Raw genomic sequence first — 16,870 nt, 5'->3', positions numbered from 1 at the left:
ACATTGCCTCGGCGCGCTGGCTGCAAGCCCATCACGGCGACCGCATCGCCGTACGCGGCAACAACACCCATTCGGTGCGCGAACTGGTGGCCGCCGGCGCCGGCCTTTCGGTCTTTCCGTGCTTCGTCGGTGACGGCGATCCGCGGCTGGTTCGCGTTGCTCAGCCTATCCCCGAACTTGAAACCGACCAATGGATCGTCACCCATCACGAGGAACGTCACTCCCCGCCGGTACGGAAAGTCGCCGACCGGATCGCCGCCTTGATGCGGGCGCACCAGCCGCTGTTTCGCGGCGAGACGCCGATCCGGTAAGCCTCAGGCATCGATCGGCCGCCAGTGGAGCCGCACGCTGGCACTCATGCCCTGGCCGGGCTCCAGCGCCGTCAGGCCTTGGCCGTGATGCGCGTCGACCGGATCCGACACCGGTTCTCGACCGCTAGCTAGCGGGTCTAAGCGATTGGTTTCATTGTCAGCTTCCGTCCAGACTTGTTGCGGGAATGCTCACCGCGTCCCATACTCCTGCTATGGAGATGCCTAGGATTTTCGCCATCTCTGCATCTTCTTGCCGCCTGCCGCCCAGTGGGTGAGCGGCGCGCCCGGCAAGGCTTGAATACAGGACGAATTCCACTTTGAAGCTGGTACGCCGACAATCTATTCAGCGGCCTCAGCGACCTGCACTGGGATGTAATTCAGGATGGGCCCGAGCCACTGCTCGACCTCCGAAATTGACATGTCTTTGCGCCGTGCATAGTCCTCCACCTGATCGCGCTCGATCTTGGCCACCCCGAAATAATAGCTTTCCGGATGGGCGAGATAGATGCCGGAGACCGACGAGCCGGGCCACATGGCATAGCTTTCGGTCAAGGTGACCCCTGCGTTGCGTTCGCCGTCGAGCAGCCTGAACAGCGTCGCCTTCTCGGTATGGTCGGGCTGCGCCGGATAGCCGGGCGCCGGCCTGATGCCGCAATAGGGTTCGCCGATCAGATCCTCCGGGGCCAGGTTCTCGTCCGGCGCATAGCCCCACAACTCTTTTCGGACACGCTCGTGCAGCCGCTCGGCGAAGGCTTCGGCGAAGCGGTCGGCGAGCGCCTTCACCATTATCGAGGAATAATCGTCATTGGCCCGCTCGAAGCGCTCGGCGATCGCCACTTCCTCGATGCCGGCGGTCACGATGAAGCCGCCGAGATAATCCGCCTTGCCACTTTCGAGCGGCGCGACGAAATCCGACAGGGCGACGTTGGCCTTGCCGTCGCGCTTGGTCAGTTGCTGGCGCAGCGTGAAGAAGGTCGCCAGCTCTTGCGAACGCGTGTCGTCGGTGAAAAGCCTGATGTCGTCGCCGACGGCATTGGCCGGCCAGAAGCCGATCACGCCCTTCGGTGCGAACCATTGTTCCGCGATGATCTGCTTCAGCACCGCTTGTGCATCCTCGAACAGCTGGCGCGCCGCCGGCCCCTGTGCCTCGTCTTCGAGAATCTTCGGATAGCGCCCCCTCATCTCCCAGGTCTGGAAGAACGGCGTCCAGTCGATGTAGCGGGCGAGTTCGGCGAGGTCCCAGGTCTCGAAAACCTTCAGCCCAAGGAAGGAGGGGTTTTGCGGGACATAGCCCGACCAGTCGATCTTGTGGGCGTTTGCCCTTGCCCTGGCGAGCGGAAGGCGCAGCTTGTCGGCTTCACTACGCGCATGCGCGTCCGCCACCTTGCGGTACTCGGCGCGTACCGTATCGACATAGTCGCCCTTTGCCTGGTGGGACAGCAATGACGAGACGACGCCAACGGCGCGGCTGGCATCTGTGACGTAGACCGTCTGGCCGCGCTCATAGCGCGGGTGGATCTTGACCGCCGTGTGAACGCGGCTGGTCGTCGCCCCGCCAATCAGCAACGGAATGTCGAAACCTTCGCGCTCCATTTCGGAGGCGACATGCGCCATCTCGTCGAGCGACGGCGTGATCAGGCCGGAGAGGCCGATGATGTCGACGTTTTGCTCGCGCGCCGTCCGCAGAATCTTAGTCGCTGGCACCATGACGCCTAGATCGATGATCTCGTAGTTGTTGCAGGCGAGCACGACGCCGACGATGTTCTTGCCGATGTCATGGACGTCGCCCTTGACCGTCGCCATCAGGATTTTTCCGGCGGTCTGGCGTTCGCCGGTGTCGATGCCATTGGCGGCGTTGGCCAGCTTCTCGGCTTCCATGTGCGGCAGCAGCCCGGCGACCGCCTGTTTCATCACGCGCGCGGACTTGACCACTTGCGGCAGGAACATCTTTCCGGCACCGAACAGGTCGCCGACGACGTTCATGCCGGCCATCAGCGGGCCCTCGATGACATGGAGCGGCCGCTCGGCGGCAAGCCGCGCCTCGTCGGTATCGGCGTCGATGAACTCGGTGATGCCGTTGACCAGCGCATGCGAAATGCGCTTGTCGACAGTCCACTCCCGCCAGGCGAGATCGCGTTCCTTGGCCTCCTTGCCGGCGGTTCCCTTGAAGCGCTCGGCAAGTTCCAGCATCCGCTCGGTGGCGCTGCCGCCGCCCGCCGGCTGGCGGTTGTTGACGACGTCCTCGCAGGCTTCGCGCAGTTCCGGATCGATCGATTCGTAGACTGCAAGTTGGCCGGCATTGACGATGCCCATGTCCATGCCGGCCTGGATGGCGTGATAGAGGAACACGGCATGCATGGCCTCGCGCACCGGTTCGTTGCCGCGAAACGAGAAGGACAGGTTCGAGACGCCACCCGAAATGTGGACGTGAGGTAGGGTCTGGATGATTTCCCGCGTCGCCTCGATGAAGTCGACCCCGTAATTGTTGTGCTCGTCGATGCCGGTGGCGATGGCGAAGATGTTCGGGTCGAAAACGATGTCTTCCGGCGGGAAGCCGGCCTGCTCGGTCAGGAGCTTGTAAGCGCGGGTGCAGATGGCGACTTTTCGCGCCTGCGTGTCCGCCTGGCCTTCCTCGTCGAACGCCATGACGACGACCGCCGCGCCATACGCGCGGACGAGTTTCGCATGGTGGAGAAAAGCTTCCTCGCCTTCCTTCATCGAGATGGAATTGACCAGCGGCTTGCCCTGCATGCATTTCAAGCCAGCCTCGATGATCTCCCATTTCGAACTGTCGATCATCACCGGCACGCGGGCGATATCCGGCTCGGCGGCGATCAGGTTGAAATACTCGACCATCGCCTTCTTCGAATCGATCAGGCCCTCGTCCATGTTGATGTCGATGATCTGGGCACCGTTGGAGACCTGATCGCGCGCGATGTCGAGGGCGGCAGGGTAGTCGCCGGCGGTGATCAGTTTCCTGAATTTCGCCGAGCCGGTGACGTTGGTGCGCTCGCCGACATTGACGAACGGAATTTCCTTGGTGAGCGTGAAGGGTTCCAGACCTGACAGGCGCATTTTGCGCTCGATCTCCGGAATGGCGCGCGGCGGATATTTCCTCACTGCCGCTGCGATGGCGCGGATGTGATCCGGCGTCGAGCCGCAGCAGCCGCCGACGACATTGACCAGTCCCTCGCGCGCAAAACCCTCGATCTGCGCCGCCATGAATTCCGGGCTCTCGTCGTAGCGGCCGAACTCGTTGGGCAGGCCGGCATTGGGATAGGCACAGGTGAAGGTGTTGGCGACGCCGGAAATCTCGGCGACATGTGCGCGCATGGCGTTGGCGCCGAGCGCGCAGTTGAGGCCGACCGTGAACGGACTGGCGTGGCGGATCGAATGCCAGAAGGCCGTCGGTGTCTGGCCCGACAGCGTGCGGCCCGACAGGTCGGTGATCGTGCCTGAGATCATGACCGGAAGATGCACGCCCTTTTCGAGGAAGATCTCGTTGCAGGCGAAGATCGCCGCCTTGGCGTTCAGCGTGTCGAAGATCGTCTCGATCAGGATGATGTCGGCGCCGCCGTCGATCAGGCCGCGCAACTGCTCGCCATAGGCGATGCGCAGATCGTCGAAGTTGACGGCGCGATAGCCGGGGTTGTTGACGTCCGGCGACATCGAGGCGGTGCGGTTGGTCGGTCCCAGCGCGCCGGCGACGAAGCGTCGCTTGCCGTCTTCCTGTTGGGCGCGAATGCAGGCCCGCCGCACCAGACGGGCACCGTCCCGGTTCAGGTCATAGACCGCATCCTCCATGCCGTAATCGGCCTGGGCGATCGACGTGGAGGAGAAGGTGTTGGTCTCGATGATGTCGGCGCCGGCAATCGCGTACTGGTAGTGGATTTCCTCGATCGCTTTCGGCTGCGTCAGGATCAGCAGGTCGTTGTTGCCCTGTTGATGGCAGGCGCAGCCGACGAACTTGTCGCCGCGGAACTGTTCCTCGTTGAAGCCATGCCCCTGGATCTGCGTGCCCATCGCGCCGTCGAGGATGAGGATTCGTTCGCGCGCGGCCGATTCCAAGGCAGAACGAATCTCCGATCCATCCGCCTTGGCGACAACGGGTCCGAAAAGGGAATCCAAGGAGGATTCAGAATGCACCACGGTGAGCCTCGGCTTCCAAGATCACACACCGTGACATAAACATATCTTTATGTCAAAATATGATGTGCTCATCGTAACCTTTGATACGTCATGGCAGGCATCACGCTGGTCATTAGCCCCACTGCCAATGCGGCAAGGCCTATTCCGAGTTCATGTCTCATCTTTCACTCCTCCAAAGAATCTTGAATGTCAGTCCGTCATTTCGCAGTCATGGCAATGTTCCTTCTCGCCAGACCGGAAACCTCCTGGCCATCAAAGGCATTGTGGGGGCCCCGCCTCCGCGATTTCCTCCAATCGGCCCGGTGGCGCCTCCCGGCTTGATCCAAATTTAAGACGCCAGCGCACGGGCACTGGCCCTATGAAGATTCATCGCTTTTCGTGCCCGCACCCGAGCAGAAAACTCCCGTCAGGTGCTGGCCTTGGGAGGCAACATTTTCTGCTGTTTCGAATTGCCGGCTTGGTCTCAACTCACGGACCGAGTTGGCCATATTCATGCGAACGAGCACAGAAGAGCGCTATCAGCCAATCTGTCGCGAAGAGCGGAGAAATTGGATCAGGGCAAGTTAATTTCCTCCTCCACGTTTCGCTGGTTGGCAGCGTTATATGTTGTTCTTGGCAACAAATTAAACGGTACGGGAATTCTGTCAAGCCAAAAAACCCGCCGAGGCAGCGGCCCCGGGATTCCGCGTATTATCCTCGGCATATTTGCGTGGATGATGCTCGATCCGGTTAGGAGTTGCCGCGCGCACAAGCATTGGTTGCGCCGTCGAGGACCTTGACATTTGTCACGATGGGGGCATTTTTGTTGTCCTTGTCAACATTTATAGAATCGCCAGTACCCAGGAGGAAACAGCCGATGCGCAGATTGGGCATTCATTCGTTCGTATGGACCGGCGGTGGCAATCAGGCCATGCTTGAAGAAGCGATGGAGAATTCGGCTGCGTGCGGTTACCGGCTGATCGAGTTTGCGTATCTTCAACCCGAAAAGTTCGACATCCATCGCCTCGCCAAGAAGGCTCAGTCGTTAGATCTCGAAATCGCCCTCACCATGGGCCTGCCCTTGGGCGCCGATGTGTCGAGCGAGGACGGCGCTGTCGTGAAGGCAGGTGAGGAATTACTCGCGAATGCAGTCGCGGCGGTGCGGGACATCGGCGGCACTAAGCTCGGGGGCATTCTCTATTCCGCGCATACGAAATACTCGACAATGCCGAGTGATCGCGGCCGCAAGAACAGCATTGCAGCCATTGCCAAGACGGCTGACGCAGCAAAGAAGGCCGGCGTCGATCTGGTCCTGGAGGTCGTCAACCGGTTCGAGACGAATCTCTTGAACACGGCGGCTCAGGGCCTCGACTTCATCAAGGCGACCGGCTCCGATCACGTCACGCTCCATCTCGACACGTTTCATATGAACATCGAAGAGGCCAATCCAGCGGCGGCCATTCGTCTGGCCGGCGACAAGATCGGCTATTTTCACATCGGCGAAAGCAATCGCGGCTACCTCGGCGATGGAGTGATCGATTTCGATCGCATCTTCGACGCGCTGCTAGACATCGGCTATAACCGCGACATCACCTTTGAATCGTTCTCCAGCGCCGTGGTCGATGAGGGTCTGTCCCTCGCATGCGCCATATGGCGCGATACCTGGACCGAGAACATGCCGTTGGCAAAGCACGCCAAGGCCTTCATCGACCTGAAAATGCAAGAGGCGGTTCGTCGGCGAACGACGAATGCCCGTCCATAAGTCGAGGATAATCTGATTGTGCGGCAGTGCGGACCCTCTGCCTAAGGCGCCCTGCTCCGCGGTCTTCAGCGCTGTAGTGCTGCGGTTTTTTCGCTGTTCATCGGCAGCCTCGGATCCGTGAGACAGAAGCTTCGGGGGATGCGCGTTCAATAAGATCGCGCCAGTTGCTGCACGCCTGCGCGGCGTGTACCAAGTGAGCGCGTTGTGGTTGCGTTCGGCTTGCGGACCGCAGGTAACCTGGAGAGACCTAAGTGAATGACCCGGCGCTGACCGCCAGTTCAAATCGCAGGATTCGACAAAACAATGAAGTGGCGGCTCTAAGAGCCCTTCATCAATTTGGACGTCTCACTCGAGCCGAACTCGCGCGCAAGTTACGGCTTAACCGCTCTTCGTCGGGGCATATCATCGCGAGCCTGACGGCTGACGGTCTGGTGCGCGAAGCAATTGAGGATCTGCCTGAACAAGCGGGCTATGCCCGAGCCGGCCGTCCCGGCATCATGCTGGAGCTTGTGCCGGATGCTATTTTCTTCCTTGGGGTCGAGATCGGTGTCGAGCATATCAGTACGGTAGAGATCGATCTTGGAACCAATATCGTTTCGACGAATGTGGAACCGTTTGATGGTCCGTCGATCAGCGTAGAGGCCGCGGTCGACCGCGCCGTGAGGCTGGCTCTCCAATCTATTCCTGTGTCAAAACTGGAGCGATGTGAAGGCGTTGGCGTATCAACCCCGGCGCAAATGGATAAGAATGGCTTCGTCCACTTTGCGCCGCTTCTCGGCTGGCGAAATGTTCACCTTGCAAAGCTGGTGAGAGACGCCCTGCCGATTCGTGTTCCGGTCCTTGCCGAGAACGATGCCAACGCATTCGCGATCGGCGCGACTTACGGGCGCAGCGAGGTGCATTCCGGCGTCACGCTTTTTCTCGTTATGGAGAGCGGTGTCGGCGGCGGCATTATCGTTGACGGCAGCCTTTTTCGCGGCGCCAACGGGCTGGCGGGGGAGATTGGGCACTTGATTATCAGCGACGCGCCAGGCCCGCGCCGCAATCTCGAACAACTAATCGGCCTTGAAAACATTATGGCCGATTATCGCAAGACCTCCGCCCTCAGTGATCCGACATTCGGCAACTTCCTTTCCGATGTCCAAAACCGGTTGCCCAGCGCCGTCTCAACAGCCGAGGACTGGGCAAGGGCTTTGGCAATAGGCCTGGTGCAGACTTGCCGAATCATCGACGCCGACAAGATCGTGCTAGGCGGTTCGGTCGCCGCACTCTATCCCTTGATGGCTGCCAGGGTCGCTGCACACATCCATGCCATACAGGAATCCAGTTTCCCGTTCCCATCGATCACAATGAATGATGAAGGAACTGTCGGTTCCGCCTTCGGTGCGGCCTGCATGTTACATCAGCGATACTTGTCTCTGCAAAGCCAGCGTTTCGCCGACGGTACGGCGGAACTCGAAGGGGCAGAGGAAGACGAAGACTAATGTCCAGGTTCGGCACTGCCGAACCGATGCTGCTGCTCGGGCTACCCGTCTGATCGCGATTTAGAACGCCATTGTGGCGTGTCCGTCTCGATTGATTAATATGTTGCATAAAGCGACAAACATAATTAATGTAGCCTCTGGAGGAGCATCCCGCATTCCCATCGTGGCCGTCTCGGGTTGTCGTTCGCTGTGGAGCGAGCGGCCGCAACCTCCAGGCGCGTGCTCCAGTCAAAAGATGTGCGCTAGCCGAGTTGTATGATGCCCGCAGATGCGATTTTAAGTCAGACCAAGCTCGCACCCAACGCACTAGGGCCGACGGTGGTCATCGGCGAGATCCTGGTGGAGATCATGGCTAAAAGTCGCGGCGACGGCTTTCTCGAGCCGATAGAGCTTATCGGCCCCTTTCCCAGCGGCGCGCCGGCGATTTTCATCGATCAATGCGCCAAGATCGGCGGGTCGGCGGCAATTGTCGCCTCGGTCGGCGATGACGATTTCGGCCGCATCAACATCGAGCGGCTCCGGTCTGACGGCGTGGACGTATCGGCCATCTCGGTCAGCCAGGATTATCCGACCGGAAGCGCGTTTGTTCGCTATCGCAATGACGGCTCGCGCGACTTTGTCTTCAACATCGGAAAATCGGCGGCGGCCCTGGTGAGCCTGACGGTTGAAGCGAAGGCGCTCTTCGAGCGGGCTGGACACCTCCACGTCATGGGTAGCGCTTTTGCCATCCCGGGTATCTGGGAGACGATGGATTATGCCATCGGCGTCATCAAGCGGCGCGGCGGCTCCGTTTCACTTGACCCGAACTTGCGCAAGGAATTGCTCGGGCTCGGGCAGACGCAGGAGCGCTTCGCCAAGCTCGTCGATGTCGCCGACCTTATCCTGCCCTCCGGCGACGAATTGTTCATGGCAGCTGGAGTTGATGGTGAATCTGCCGCGGTCATCGCGCTCTTTGGGCGCAGTGTGACAGAGATTGCGCTTAAACGCGGCGAACACGGATCAACATTCTTCGGTGCTGACGGCTCGCGTATTGATTGCTCGGCGTTCAGGGTTGCGGAAATTGATCCGACGGGCGCTGGCGACTGTTTCGGCGGCGCTTACGTCGCTTGCCGCCGTCTCGGCATGCCTGTGTTCAAAGCCCTAGAGTATGCCAATGCCGCGGGAGCCCGCAACGTTACTATTCAAGGTCCGATGGAAGGTGCCGCCTCGCGTCGGCAGCTTGACGAATTCATCGCCGTGACCCCGAGAAACGCTCGATGACCGGTCTCCTCAAAAGCCTGGCGGCGGCGCGGCGCAATGGTTCGCCGATAGGCGTCACGTCTGTCTGCTCAGCGCATCCATTGGTCATTCGGGCAGCAGCGCGCAATGCTGCACGCTTCTCCGACATGCTTGTGATCGAAGCAACCTGCAACCAGGTCAACCAGTTCGGTGGCTACACCGGAATGCTGCCCAGCGATTTTGTTCGTCTCGTCCAGCACATATCGGCAGAAGAAAAGCTTCCGATGGAAAGGATCATCTTCGGTGGGGATCACCTTGGGCCAAATCCGTGGCGCGGGGAACATGCCGGCGCAGCGATGGCGAAGGCAGAAGAGATGGTCACGGCGTACGTGTCCGCCGGCTTTCGAAAGATCCACCTCGATGCTTCGATGGGATGCGCCGGCGAGCCTGCCGCGCTCGACGACGCCAGAACGGCGGAGCGTGCAGCGCGGCTGGCCTTGGCGGCAGAGCGCGCGGCGCGCGCCGCAGGAGATGAGGCCCCGGTCTACATCATCGGCACCGAGGTGCCGACGCCCGGCGGCGCCAACCATGCAATCAGCGACATTGAGCCGACCAGCGTAGCGGCGGCGACGCACACGATCGATGTTCATCGCGACCTGTTCCTGAAGCAAGGCTTGGCCGATGCGTTCTCACGCGTCATCGCACTGGTGGTCCAGCCCGGTGTGGAGTTCGGCAATGAGAATGTGGTCCTTTACGATTCCGCCAGGGCACGCGGGCTGACGCGGCTGCTCGAGCAGGAGCCTGGCCTGGTCTACGAGGCGCATTCAACCGACTACCAGGGACGAACATATTTGCGCCAATTGGTCGAGGACGGCTTCCCGATCCTGAAAGTGGGGCCGGAATTGACCTTTGTCCTGCGTGAGGCGCTCTACGCGCTGGACCTTATCGCGACCGATCTTTTGCCTGACTACGGAGCCCGTCCACTCTATCAGGCCATGGAGCGATTGATGCTGGCCAAACCCGGCAATTGGCAGGGCCACTATCACGGCTCGGAAGCCGAACAGCGCATCCAGCGCCACTACTCGTTCTCGGACCGCATCCGGTATTACTGGAACCAGCCGGAGGCGGAAGCAGCGGTCGCGAGCCTGACCGCGGCCCTGCACGGCAAGACGGTGCCGCTCACGCTGTTTCGCCAGCATCTGCCCGCATTCGAGGCGTTTGCAGGCAAACCGCTCGAGCCTACCTCGTTACTGATCGCCTCGATCCAGCGCAGCCTGGACGAGTACCGCTTCGCCTGCACGGGCGAGGCACTCAACACCGAAAGCAACCCGACGGCTGGAGGACGAAGATGAGCGAACAACTCTCTGGAAAGGTCATTGCAATCACGGGCGCGGCATCGGGTATCGGCCTTGCTTGTGTCCGTGGTTGTCTCGATGCTGGCGCGCGGGTGGTCCTGATCGACTATGCGGATGAGAAACTGCGCAGCCTGGCTGCTGATCTCGGCGAGAACGCGATTCCTTTGAGGGTGGATCTCACCAATCCGGAAAGCGTGGCAGGCATGATGCCCGGCATTCTGGACAAGGTCGGTCACCTCGACGCCTTCCATGCCAATGCCGGCGCCTATATCGGCGGCGATTTCATTGATGGTGATCCGGACGCCTTTGACGGGATGCTGAACCTGAACGTCAATGCCGTATTCCGAACGGTCCATGCGGTCCTGCCGCACATGATCGAGCGGGGCACGGGAGACATTGTCGTCACCAGTTCCGTTGCCGGCCATACCGCAATACCATGGGAGCCGATCTACACCGCTTCCAAGCACGCAGTTCAAGCGTTCGTCCATGCGCTGAGGCGACAGGTGGCGAAGCACGGCATCCGTGTCGGCGCGATCGCCCCCGGACCGGTACTGACGCCCCTCGTCGCCGACTGGCCGAAGGAGAACCTCGACCGGGCGATGGCGGCCGGAAATCTGTTTGAGCCGAAGGAAATTGCCGAAGTCCTGCTGTTCATGCTGACCCGGCCGAGAACGGTGACAATTCGCGATATCGTCATTCTGCCGACCAACTTCGACATTTGACACGTAGCGTCTCGGCATCGAAATTCGGGGAGGTAGGCCATGTATCAAGCGCGCTTCAGGGTGGACAACGAGATCGCCGTGGTGACCGGCGGAGGCAGAGGTATTGGCCTCGCATGCGCCGAAGCGTTGGGCGAGTCCGGAGCGCATGTGGTCATCATAGAGCCCGACGAGCAGATCGGCAGTGCTGGCAGGGATGCACTGACTGCGAAAGGCTACTCGGCCGAGCTGATGCTCGGTGACGTCACTTCGTCAACAAGGATGAGCGAGATTGCTGACACGCTCGCCACTCGGGGCACGCCGGCTTCGATTCTCGTCAACAATGCCGGCGTCGGCAGCAGCGGCATTTCGTCGGAAGATATCAGTGATGAACTCTGGCTGTGGATGATGAACGTCAACATCAACGGCGTCTTCTGGTGCTCGCGCGCTTTCGGCCGCCACATGATCGCGGCCGGCCGCGGCTCAATCGTCAATCTGGGTTCCATGTCGGGCACGATCTGCAACCGGCCGCAGCCGCAAACACCTTACAATGTCTCCAAGGCGGCCGTGCATCACATGACCCGCTCGATCGCCGCCGAATGGGCGCCTCATGGCGTGCGGGTTAACGCGGTGGCGCCAACCTACATCGAAACGCCGATGGTCCTGGCGATTCCGGAAAACGCGCCGCGTATAGAAGCGTGGTTGCGAGACACGCCAATGGGCCGCATGGGCCAGGCGCACGAAGTCGCCAGCGCTGTCCTGTTCCTCGCTTCCGACGCGGCCAGTTTGATGACCGGAGCCGTCGTACCCGTCGATGGGGGATTTACGTGCTGGTAGGACCGTAGCAGCCAAGAGTTTCCTCCCGGTCACTTCTCTCACCGAAGCTCGAGCTCGAGAAGGTGGATGCGGCTTCGGCCGCCGGCACATCGCCTTAGGTAACCTCGGCGCCGATCGCAGCCAGCGCGAACCACGTCGAAATCCTTGTCCCCAACCAACAGTCGAGCCGCCCGCCAGGCACCGCCGACCAATGTAGATCGGCAATCTGTCAGCAAAATTAATGACGCCTCCGCACGGGCGACGCTGGCCGAGCCCTGCTTCGAACGGTCATGCCGCCGCTGGGCAGTTCGCAGTCTCGCCGCGACTACCAGAAGGCTTGTATGCGCCCATTGCGATGGCGCGCACCTCCAGCGGTGTAGTCGAGCAGAGTCGCCTGGTCGTGGACTAATGACCTCGACGGATCTGTAGGATTTGCGCACGCCGCTCAGCTTGAGCTCAGCCATGGCTTGCCTCCCGGGCACCGGCACGTTTGGTCGTGTCGTTGTTGTTTTCGTCATCTTGCGCCATCGCCAGCGGCGCGCCTGGTTCGCCTTCCCACAGGATCAGGCTGGCGGCGCCGATCAGTCCGGCCTGATTGCCGAGTTGCGCCGGCACGATGGGTACGTCCCGGTAGGCGGGCATCGCCCGCTGCTCGACGACCGCCCTGATGCTTGGAGCCAAGAGGTCGAAACCGTTGGCGAGACCGCCACCCATTACGATCAGGTCCGGCGAATAGAGATGAAGCAGATTGGTGAAGCCGATGCCCAGCCAATTCGCCTCCGCCTCGATGAGTGTGCGCGCGCGCCCGTCGCCTGCACGCGCGGCATCGACCACGTGCCTGGCCGAGATGTCGCCGTCGGCCGAAAGGCGCCGCAGCAGCGAGCCGTCGCCCGGCGCCGTCAGCGCCGTGGCGCGCCGCCCGAGCGCGGTTCCGGAGGCGACCGCCTCGAAGCAGCCGACGGCGCCGCAGAAGCAGCGGTCTCCTTCGCCGGTGATGGTCATGTGGCCGATCTCGGCCGCCAGCCCGCGCCGGCCATGATAGACGTGACCCTCGGCAACGACGCCACCGCCAATGCCAGTCGACACGGTGACGAACACCATCGACCCGGTGCCACGCCCGGCGCCGAAGCGCCATTCGCCGAGTGCTGCGGCATTGGCGTCGTTCTCCAGCCGCACCGGCAGACCGAAATACTTGCCGAGAATGTCGATCAAGGGCACATCGTGCCAGCCAGCCAGTGTCGGCGGTGCGATCACGATCCCGGCCTTGGGGTCGAGCGGCCCCGGTGCGCCGACGCCGATGCCGGCAACCTTGGCCTGTGGGTGCTGTGTCAGAAGGTCCCCGGCCAGCGCGATGATCTGGCCGATCACCGCTTCCGATCCCGCGATCGCCATCGTCGGGGCCGAAACATGGGCGATCACGTGGCCGCCGCTCTCGACCAGCGCGCCGCGCAGCTCCGTTCCGCCGAGATCGAAGGCAAGCGCAACCTTTGTCATCAGGCGGCAATCTCCAGCCCATGCAGCCAGGCCATGCGCTGCGCAAGGTCGGGGTCGCCGAATGCCAGCGATCCGAGCACCACGGTTTCGGCGCCGGCGGCGCGCAGGCGGGGCACCGTTTCGTGGCGGATGCCGCCATCGGCAGCCAAGATGATTTCGTTCTCGCGACCTGCTTTTCGCATCAGCGCCCGTGCCTCGATCAGGCGCGGGCCGGCCTGGTCGGACAGGCTCTGGCCCTTGACGCCGATGGATGTGCCGAGAAGCGTCACGAAAGCCACTTGCGACAGGAAAGGTTTGACCGCGGCCACCGGCGTTTCCAGTCTCAGCACCACCCCGGCCTCGACGCCGAGCTCACGCGCCAGCCGCACGGCGCGTAGGCCGGCCTCGCCGTTTTCCGCATGGACGCTGACAAGATCGGCGCCGGCCTCGATGAATTGGCGCGCCTGCTCCTCGACGATCTCCGCTTCAACCATCAAATGCACATGGATCGGCTTTGCCGTCAGCATGGCAATCCGCGCCACCAGGTCCGGAAAGAACAGGAAGCCGGGGGTGAAGCGGGCGTCCGCGACGTCGATGTGGTGGAGGTCGACAAACGGATCTATGCGCTTCAGGTCGCGCTCCATATTGGCGAGGTCGGCCGACCACAGCGAAAACTCGCCGAGCAGCCGGTTGCGCGGAAGGGCGGCGATGGCAGCGGGGCCGCACAGGGATTTGGTCGTCATAACGGGACAAGGCTCCGGATGTTGAAGTGAGCGCGAAGGAAGGTCGTGATCTCAGCCTGCAGCTCGGCGAAATGCCTGACGCTGTCGAGCGCCTTGGGAGAGATTTCCGCAAAGGTTGCGCCGGGGATCGCCGTGGCAAGCGTGCGCGCAGCCGGCAGCGGATGCACCGCATCCATGGCGTTGCCGATAACCAGCGTGGGGACGCCAAGGGCAGCGGCGTTGCTTTCAGAAACGCCCGGTCCGTCGGCGGCGATGTCGGCGAGGACCTGCGCGAATGGCGCGGCGTCCGGCCGGTCGAAATAGCCGAATAATGAGGCGAGATTGTCGGGCGCGTGGCGCTGCAGGCGCTCGGCGGTTTCCGATTGCGCGAAGATCGTCCTGGCCTTGTCGGGGCCGTGGTCGAGGATGAGGCCGGCGACCTCGGCGATCGGCCGCAGGTTCACCGGCGCGCTGTCGAAAATCCAGGCCGGGCGTACAAGCAGCAGACCCGCGATGCGGTCCGGGTGGCGACAGGCAAGGCGCAAGGCAATGGCGGCGCCCATGGAAACGCCGCCGGCGACGAAACGGTCGAGACCGGCTTGATCGGCGGCGGCAACAACATCGTCCGCGAACATGCTCAGGGAAAACGGACGGCGGCTGCCCAGTCCGGAGGCGCCGTGCCCGCGGCATTCCAGCGTGATGCGCCGCAAGTCGGCACCGGCCGGGAAAGCCTGGGCGATTTGCGCCTCGCCGCCGCCCAGCCCATGCTGGAAGACGACGGCAAGCCCGTTGCCATTATCAGAAATCCGAAGCGTGGCGTCGTCGCGAAGCAGAGCGGCCAGGCGCGCCATCAGGTCAGCCCCATCAGGAAGCGAGCAACCCCTGGTGCCTCTTCGGCCGAGAGGCCATGCGTGACCAGCGGCCCGTCAAAGCCTGATGACTTCAGCCTGGCGACGAAATCCGGGAAATCGACGACGCCCCTGCCGGCGGTGGCAAAGCGCCCGTCGGCGAAGCGGTCCTTGGCATGCGCCATGGCGACGTGGCCGGCAGTGCGTTCGACGGCGGCGGCCACGATGGCGCTTGCTTCCTCGGGGCTCGCCTGTTCGAACAGGTTGGCCGGATCGAGCACGACGCGCAACCGCTTCGAGCCCATCTCGGCGATGAGGCGCATCGCATCCTGCGCCGAGGTTACGATGTTGGCCTGTTCGGGCTCGATGCCGAGATCGACGCCATGACGCTCGGCGAGTTGAAGCGCCTTTTCGATCTCGCCTGCCATGTCGTCCCATGCCTCACGGTCGGCGTTGTCGGGGTGATACGCCCATTGATCGTCCGCGTTGCGCGTTCCCGTGCACAGGGTGACGAGCGGAACAGCAAGGGACGCCGCGGCCTTGATGACCACGCCAAGCCGGCGCATGCCGTCGTCGCGCACCGCTTTGTCCGAATGGGCCATATTGTAGGTGCCCGACAGCGCCACCAGGGCGACGCCGGAGGCACCGGATGCTGCCGCGATGGCGCTGATGGCACCGTCAGGTACCGCATCCGGCATCGACGGCAGGCCGGCGCAGGCAAGATTGAACTGGGTGACGGCAAATCCCGCGTCGCGCACCGCCGCCAGCACGCCGGCCGGCTCGCTGCCCGGGAAGGTCCTGGCGAACACCCCGACCTGCATCAGACCGCTCCCGTGACGGCAGCGATCTCGACGCGCAGCCCGCTCTCCACCGAGCGGGCGATCGCCACCATGGCGCGGATCGAGGCGAGGCCGTCCTCGACATCGGCGCCGCGCAGCGGCGCGCCGTCGAGGACCGTGTTGGCGAGGCCTTCGAGTTGCCGCCTGAAGAAATGGCCGTCGGCGCCAAGCGGCTTTCGCGCCGTCGCATCCTTCTCGTGAAAGATGTCGACCTCGCTCGCTCGGAAATACCAGGGATTGAAGGTCTTTGCGATCACGGAGCCGTTCTCGCCATAGAGTTGAAAGCCTTCGTGCCAGTCCATGCGGACGGCGACGGTGAGGTCGAGATGGCCGAGCGCGCCATTGGCGAATTCAGTTTCGACGAACCAGCAATAGGCGCCGAAACGCTCATTGAGGCGGGCGCGCACCGCGACAATCTCGCCGCAGAGGAAGCGTGCTGTATCGACAAGGTGCGAGCCGTGCGCGAGCATGAAATACTGCCTGAGGTCGGCCTTCGGATTGCCGGCCGGCTTCTTTGCCAGCTTGCTGGTGACGGGCAGCGGCTGCACCGCGTCGGTGTTGGTGTAGCGATGCGTGGAATCGCAATACCAGGCCTTCAGCGCCAGGATTTCGCCCATCTCGTCGCGGACGAAATCGCGCGCCGCTTCCAGTGCCGGGTCGAAGCGCTTCATATGTCCGACCTGCAGCACCTTGCCGGAGCGCTTAACCGCATCGGCGAGCGTCTCACCTTCCTCGACCGAGACGCCGATCGGCTTCTCGCACAGCACGTGCTTGCCGGCCTCGAGCGCCTTGATCGACATCGCAACGTGATAGGCGTCCGAGGTCGCAACGATCACCGCTTCCAGCTCAGGGTCGGCGAGCATCTCATCGTAGTCGCCATACATTTTTTCGGGCTCATAAGTCGCGCCCATGCGCGCCAGCAGGTCGGGAGCGGCATCGCAGATCGCATAGAGGTCGGCATTCCTGGCTTTCACGCAGGATTCCAGATGGGCAAATTGCGCGATCGGCCCGCAGCCGAGCACACCGACACGTAGGCGACGGTCTTGCTTGCGGATCATGGTCTCTTCCTCAGGCGCCGTAGCCGCGCATCGTCTGGCGGTTGGTCTTGACCGCGGGCCCCCGGGGGGGGGGCGGGGGGGGGGGTTAGGGGTGCCGCCCCCCCCCCCCCATTTAGCGGGGGGGGGGCCGGGCGGGGGGGGTCACCCCCCCGGGGGTG

Annotated in this window: 13 protein-coding genes; 7 read left to right on the top strand and 6 right to left on the bottom strand. The window is 62.5% G+C overall.

Annotated features, from left to right (window positions below):
• Window positions 1-311 (top strand): LysR substrate-binding domain-containing protein (locus NKI17_RS35745; protein WP_352907790.1); only part of this gene is annotated, 311 nt, incomplete at its 5' end.
• A 339-nt stretch (window positions 312-650) separates the two neighbouring features.
• Here NKI17_RS35745 and metH read toward each other — a convergent pair.
• Window positions 651-4,460: a methionine synthase gene (gene metH, locus NKI17_RS35740; RefSeq protein WP_352726271.1), complete on the bottom strand. Its 3,810-nt coding sequence runs from the start codon at window positions 4,458-4,460 to the stop codon at window positions 651-653.
• Between the two features lie 856 nt (window positions 4,461-5,316).
• Between metH and NKI17_RS35735 the strand changes: the two genes are divergently transcribed.
• The 6 genes from NKI17_RS35735 (at window position 5,317) to NKI17_RS35710 (ending at window position 11,793) form a co-directional block, all read left to right on the top strand.
• Window positions 5,317-6,201, top strand: coding sequence for a sugar phosphate isomerase/epimerase family protein (locus NKI17_RS35735; protein WP_352726281.1), 885 nt, complete (start codon window positions 5,317-5,319; stop codon window positions 6,199-6,201).
• A gap of 251 nt (window positions 6,202-6,452) precedes the next feature.
• A complete protein-coding gene (locus tag NKI17_RS35730; RefSeq protein WP_352726273.1) occupies window positions 6,453-7,685 on the top strand; it encodes an ROK family transcriptional regulator in 1,233 nt (410 codons plus the stop codon).
• Between the two features lie 258 nt (window positions 7,686-7,943).
• On the top strand, window positions 7,944-8,945 hold the full coding sequence (locus tag NKI17_RS35725) for a tagatose kinase (RefSeq protein ID WP_352569190.1): 1,002 nt from the start codon (window positions 7,944-7,946) through the stop codon (window positions 8,943-8,945).
• Window positions 8,942-10,255, top strand: a complete 1,314-nt coding sequence (locus NKI17_RS35720; protein ID WP_352457868.1) for a D-tagatose-bisphosphate aldolase, class II, non-catalytic subunit — start codon at window positions 8,942-8,944, stop codon at window positions 10,253-10,255. The genes NKI17_RS35725 and NKI17_RS35720 overlap by 4 nt, the downstream gene beginning before the upstream one ends.
• Complete coding sequence (locus NKI17_RS35715; protein ID WP_352569006.1) at window positions 10,252-10,980, top strand: SDR family oxidoreductase; 729 nt, start codon at window positions 10,252-10,254, stop codon at window positions 10,978-10,980. The genes NKI17_RS35720 and NKI17_RS35715 overlap by 4 nt, the downstream gene beginning before the upstream one ends.
• 39 nt (window positions 10,981-11,019) lie before the next feature.
• Window positions 11,020-11,793 carry an SDR family NAD(P)-dependent oxidoreductase gene (locus tag NKI17_RS35710; RefSeq protein WP_352569005.1) on the top strand — a complete coding sequence of 258 codons (774 nt, stop codon included), beginning with the start codon at window positions 11,020-11,022 and terminating at the stop codon, window positions 11,791-11,793.
• Between the two features lie 435 nt (window positions 11,794-12,228).
• On the opposite strand, the gene NKI17_RS35705 is transcribed toward NKI17_RS35710, so the two are convergent.
• The 5 genes from NKI17_RS35705 to NKI17_RS35685 are packed head-to-tail and all read right to left on the bottom strand — an operon-like array spanning window position 12,229 to window position 16,712.
• Window positions 12,229-13,266, bottom strand: coding sequence for an ROK family protein (locus NKI17_RS35705; protein ID WP_352457866.1), 1,038 nt, complete (start codon window positions 13,264-13,266; stop codon window positions 12,229-12,231).
• A complete protein-coding gene (locus NKI17_RS35700) occupies window positions 13,266-13,988 on the bottom strand; it encodes a ribulose-phosphate 3-epimerase (RefSeq protein ID WP_352907788.1) in 723 nt (240 codons plus the stop codon). The genes NKI17_RS35705 and NKI17_RS35700 overlap by 1 nt, the downstream gene beginning before the upstream one ends.
• Window positions 13,985-14,818, bottom strand: a complete 834-nt coding sequence (locus tag NKI17_RS35695) for an alpha/beta fold hydrolase (RefSeq protein WP_023680303.1) — start codon at window positions 14,816-14,818, stop codon at window positions 13,985-13,987. The genes NKI17_RS35700 and NKI17_RS35695 overlap by 4 nt, the downstream gene beginning before the upstream one ends.
• On the bottom strand, window positions 14,818-15,636 hold the full coding sequence (locus NKI17_RS35690) for a sugar phosphate isomerase/epimerase family protein (protein ID WP_352457864.1): 819 nt from the start codon (window positions 15,634-15,636) through the stop codon (window positions 14,818-14,820). Before NKI17_RS35690 ends, NKI17_RS35695 begins: the two co-directional genes overlap by 1 nt.
• Complete coding sequence (locus NKI17_RS35685) at window positions 15,636-16,712, bottom strand: Gfo/Idh/MocA family protein (RefSeq protein WP_352457863.1); 1,077 nt, start codon at window positions 16,710-16,712, stop codon at window positions 15,636-15,638. The genes NKI17_RS35690 and NKI17_RS35685 overlap by 1 nt, the downstream gene beginning before the upstream one ends.
• Between the last annotated feature and the right edge of the window lie 158 nt (window positions 16,713-16,870).

The sequence above is a fragment of the Mesorhizobium sp. M0816 genome, from assembly GCF_040320005.1.
In the GTDB taxonomy this organism is placed as follows: Bacteria; Pseudomonadota; Alphaproteobacteria; order Rhizobiales; family Rhizobiaceae; genus Mesorhizobium.
This window is presented reverse-complemented; position numbering and strand designations above follow the sequence as displayed.

What these genes read in the sequence shown, in the direction of transcription:
- NKI17_RS35735 (WP_352726281.1), top strand. Translation starts at nt 5,317, where the DNA reads ATGCGCAGATTGGGCATTCATTCGTTCGTATGGACCGGCGGTGGCAAT.
- NKI17_RS35725 (WP_352569190.1), top strand. Translation starts at nt 7,944, where the DNA reads ATGCCCGCAGATGCGATTTTAAGTCAGACCAAGCTCGCACCCAACGCA.
- NKI17_RS35720 (WP_352457868.1), top strand. Translation starts at nt 8,942, where the DNA reads ATGACCGGTCTCCTCAAAAGCCTGGCGGCGGCGCGGCGCAATGGTTCG.
- NKI17_RS35715 (WP_352569006.1), top strand. Translation starts at nt 10,252, where the DNA reads ATGAGCGAACAACTCTCTGGAAAGGTCATTGCAATCACGGGCGCGGCA.
- NKI17_RS35710 (WP_352569005.1), top strand. Translation starts at nt 11,020, where the DNA reads ATGTATCAAGCGCGCTTCAGGGTGGACAACGAGATCGCCGTGGTGACC.
- NKI17_RS35705 (WP_352457866.1), bottom strand. Translation starts at nt 13,266, where the DNA reads ATGACAAAGGTTGCGCTTGCCTTCGATCTCGGCGGAACGGAGCTGCGC.
- NKI17_RS35700 (WP_352907788.1), bottom strand. Translation starts at nt 13,988, where the DNA reads ATGACGACCAAATCCCTGTGCGGCCCCGCTGCCATCGCCGCCCTTCCG.
- NKI17_RS35695 (WP_023680303.1), bottom strand. Translation starts at nt 14,818, where the DNA reads ATGGCGCGCCTGGCCGCTCTGCTTCGCGACGACGCCACGCTTCGGATT.
- NKI17_RS35690 (WP_352457864.1), bottom strand. Translation starts at nt 15,636, where the DNA reads ATGCAGGTCGGGGTGTTCGCCAGGACCTTCCCGGGCAGCGAGCCGGCC.
- NKI17_RS35685 (WP_352457863.1), bottom strand. Translation starts at nt 16,712, where the DNA reads ATGATCCGCAAGCAAGACCGTCGCCTACGTGTCGGTGTGCTCGGCTGC.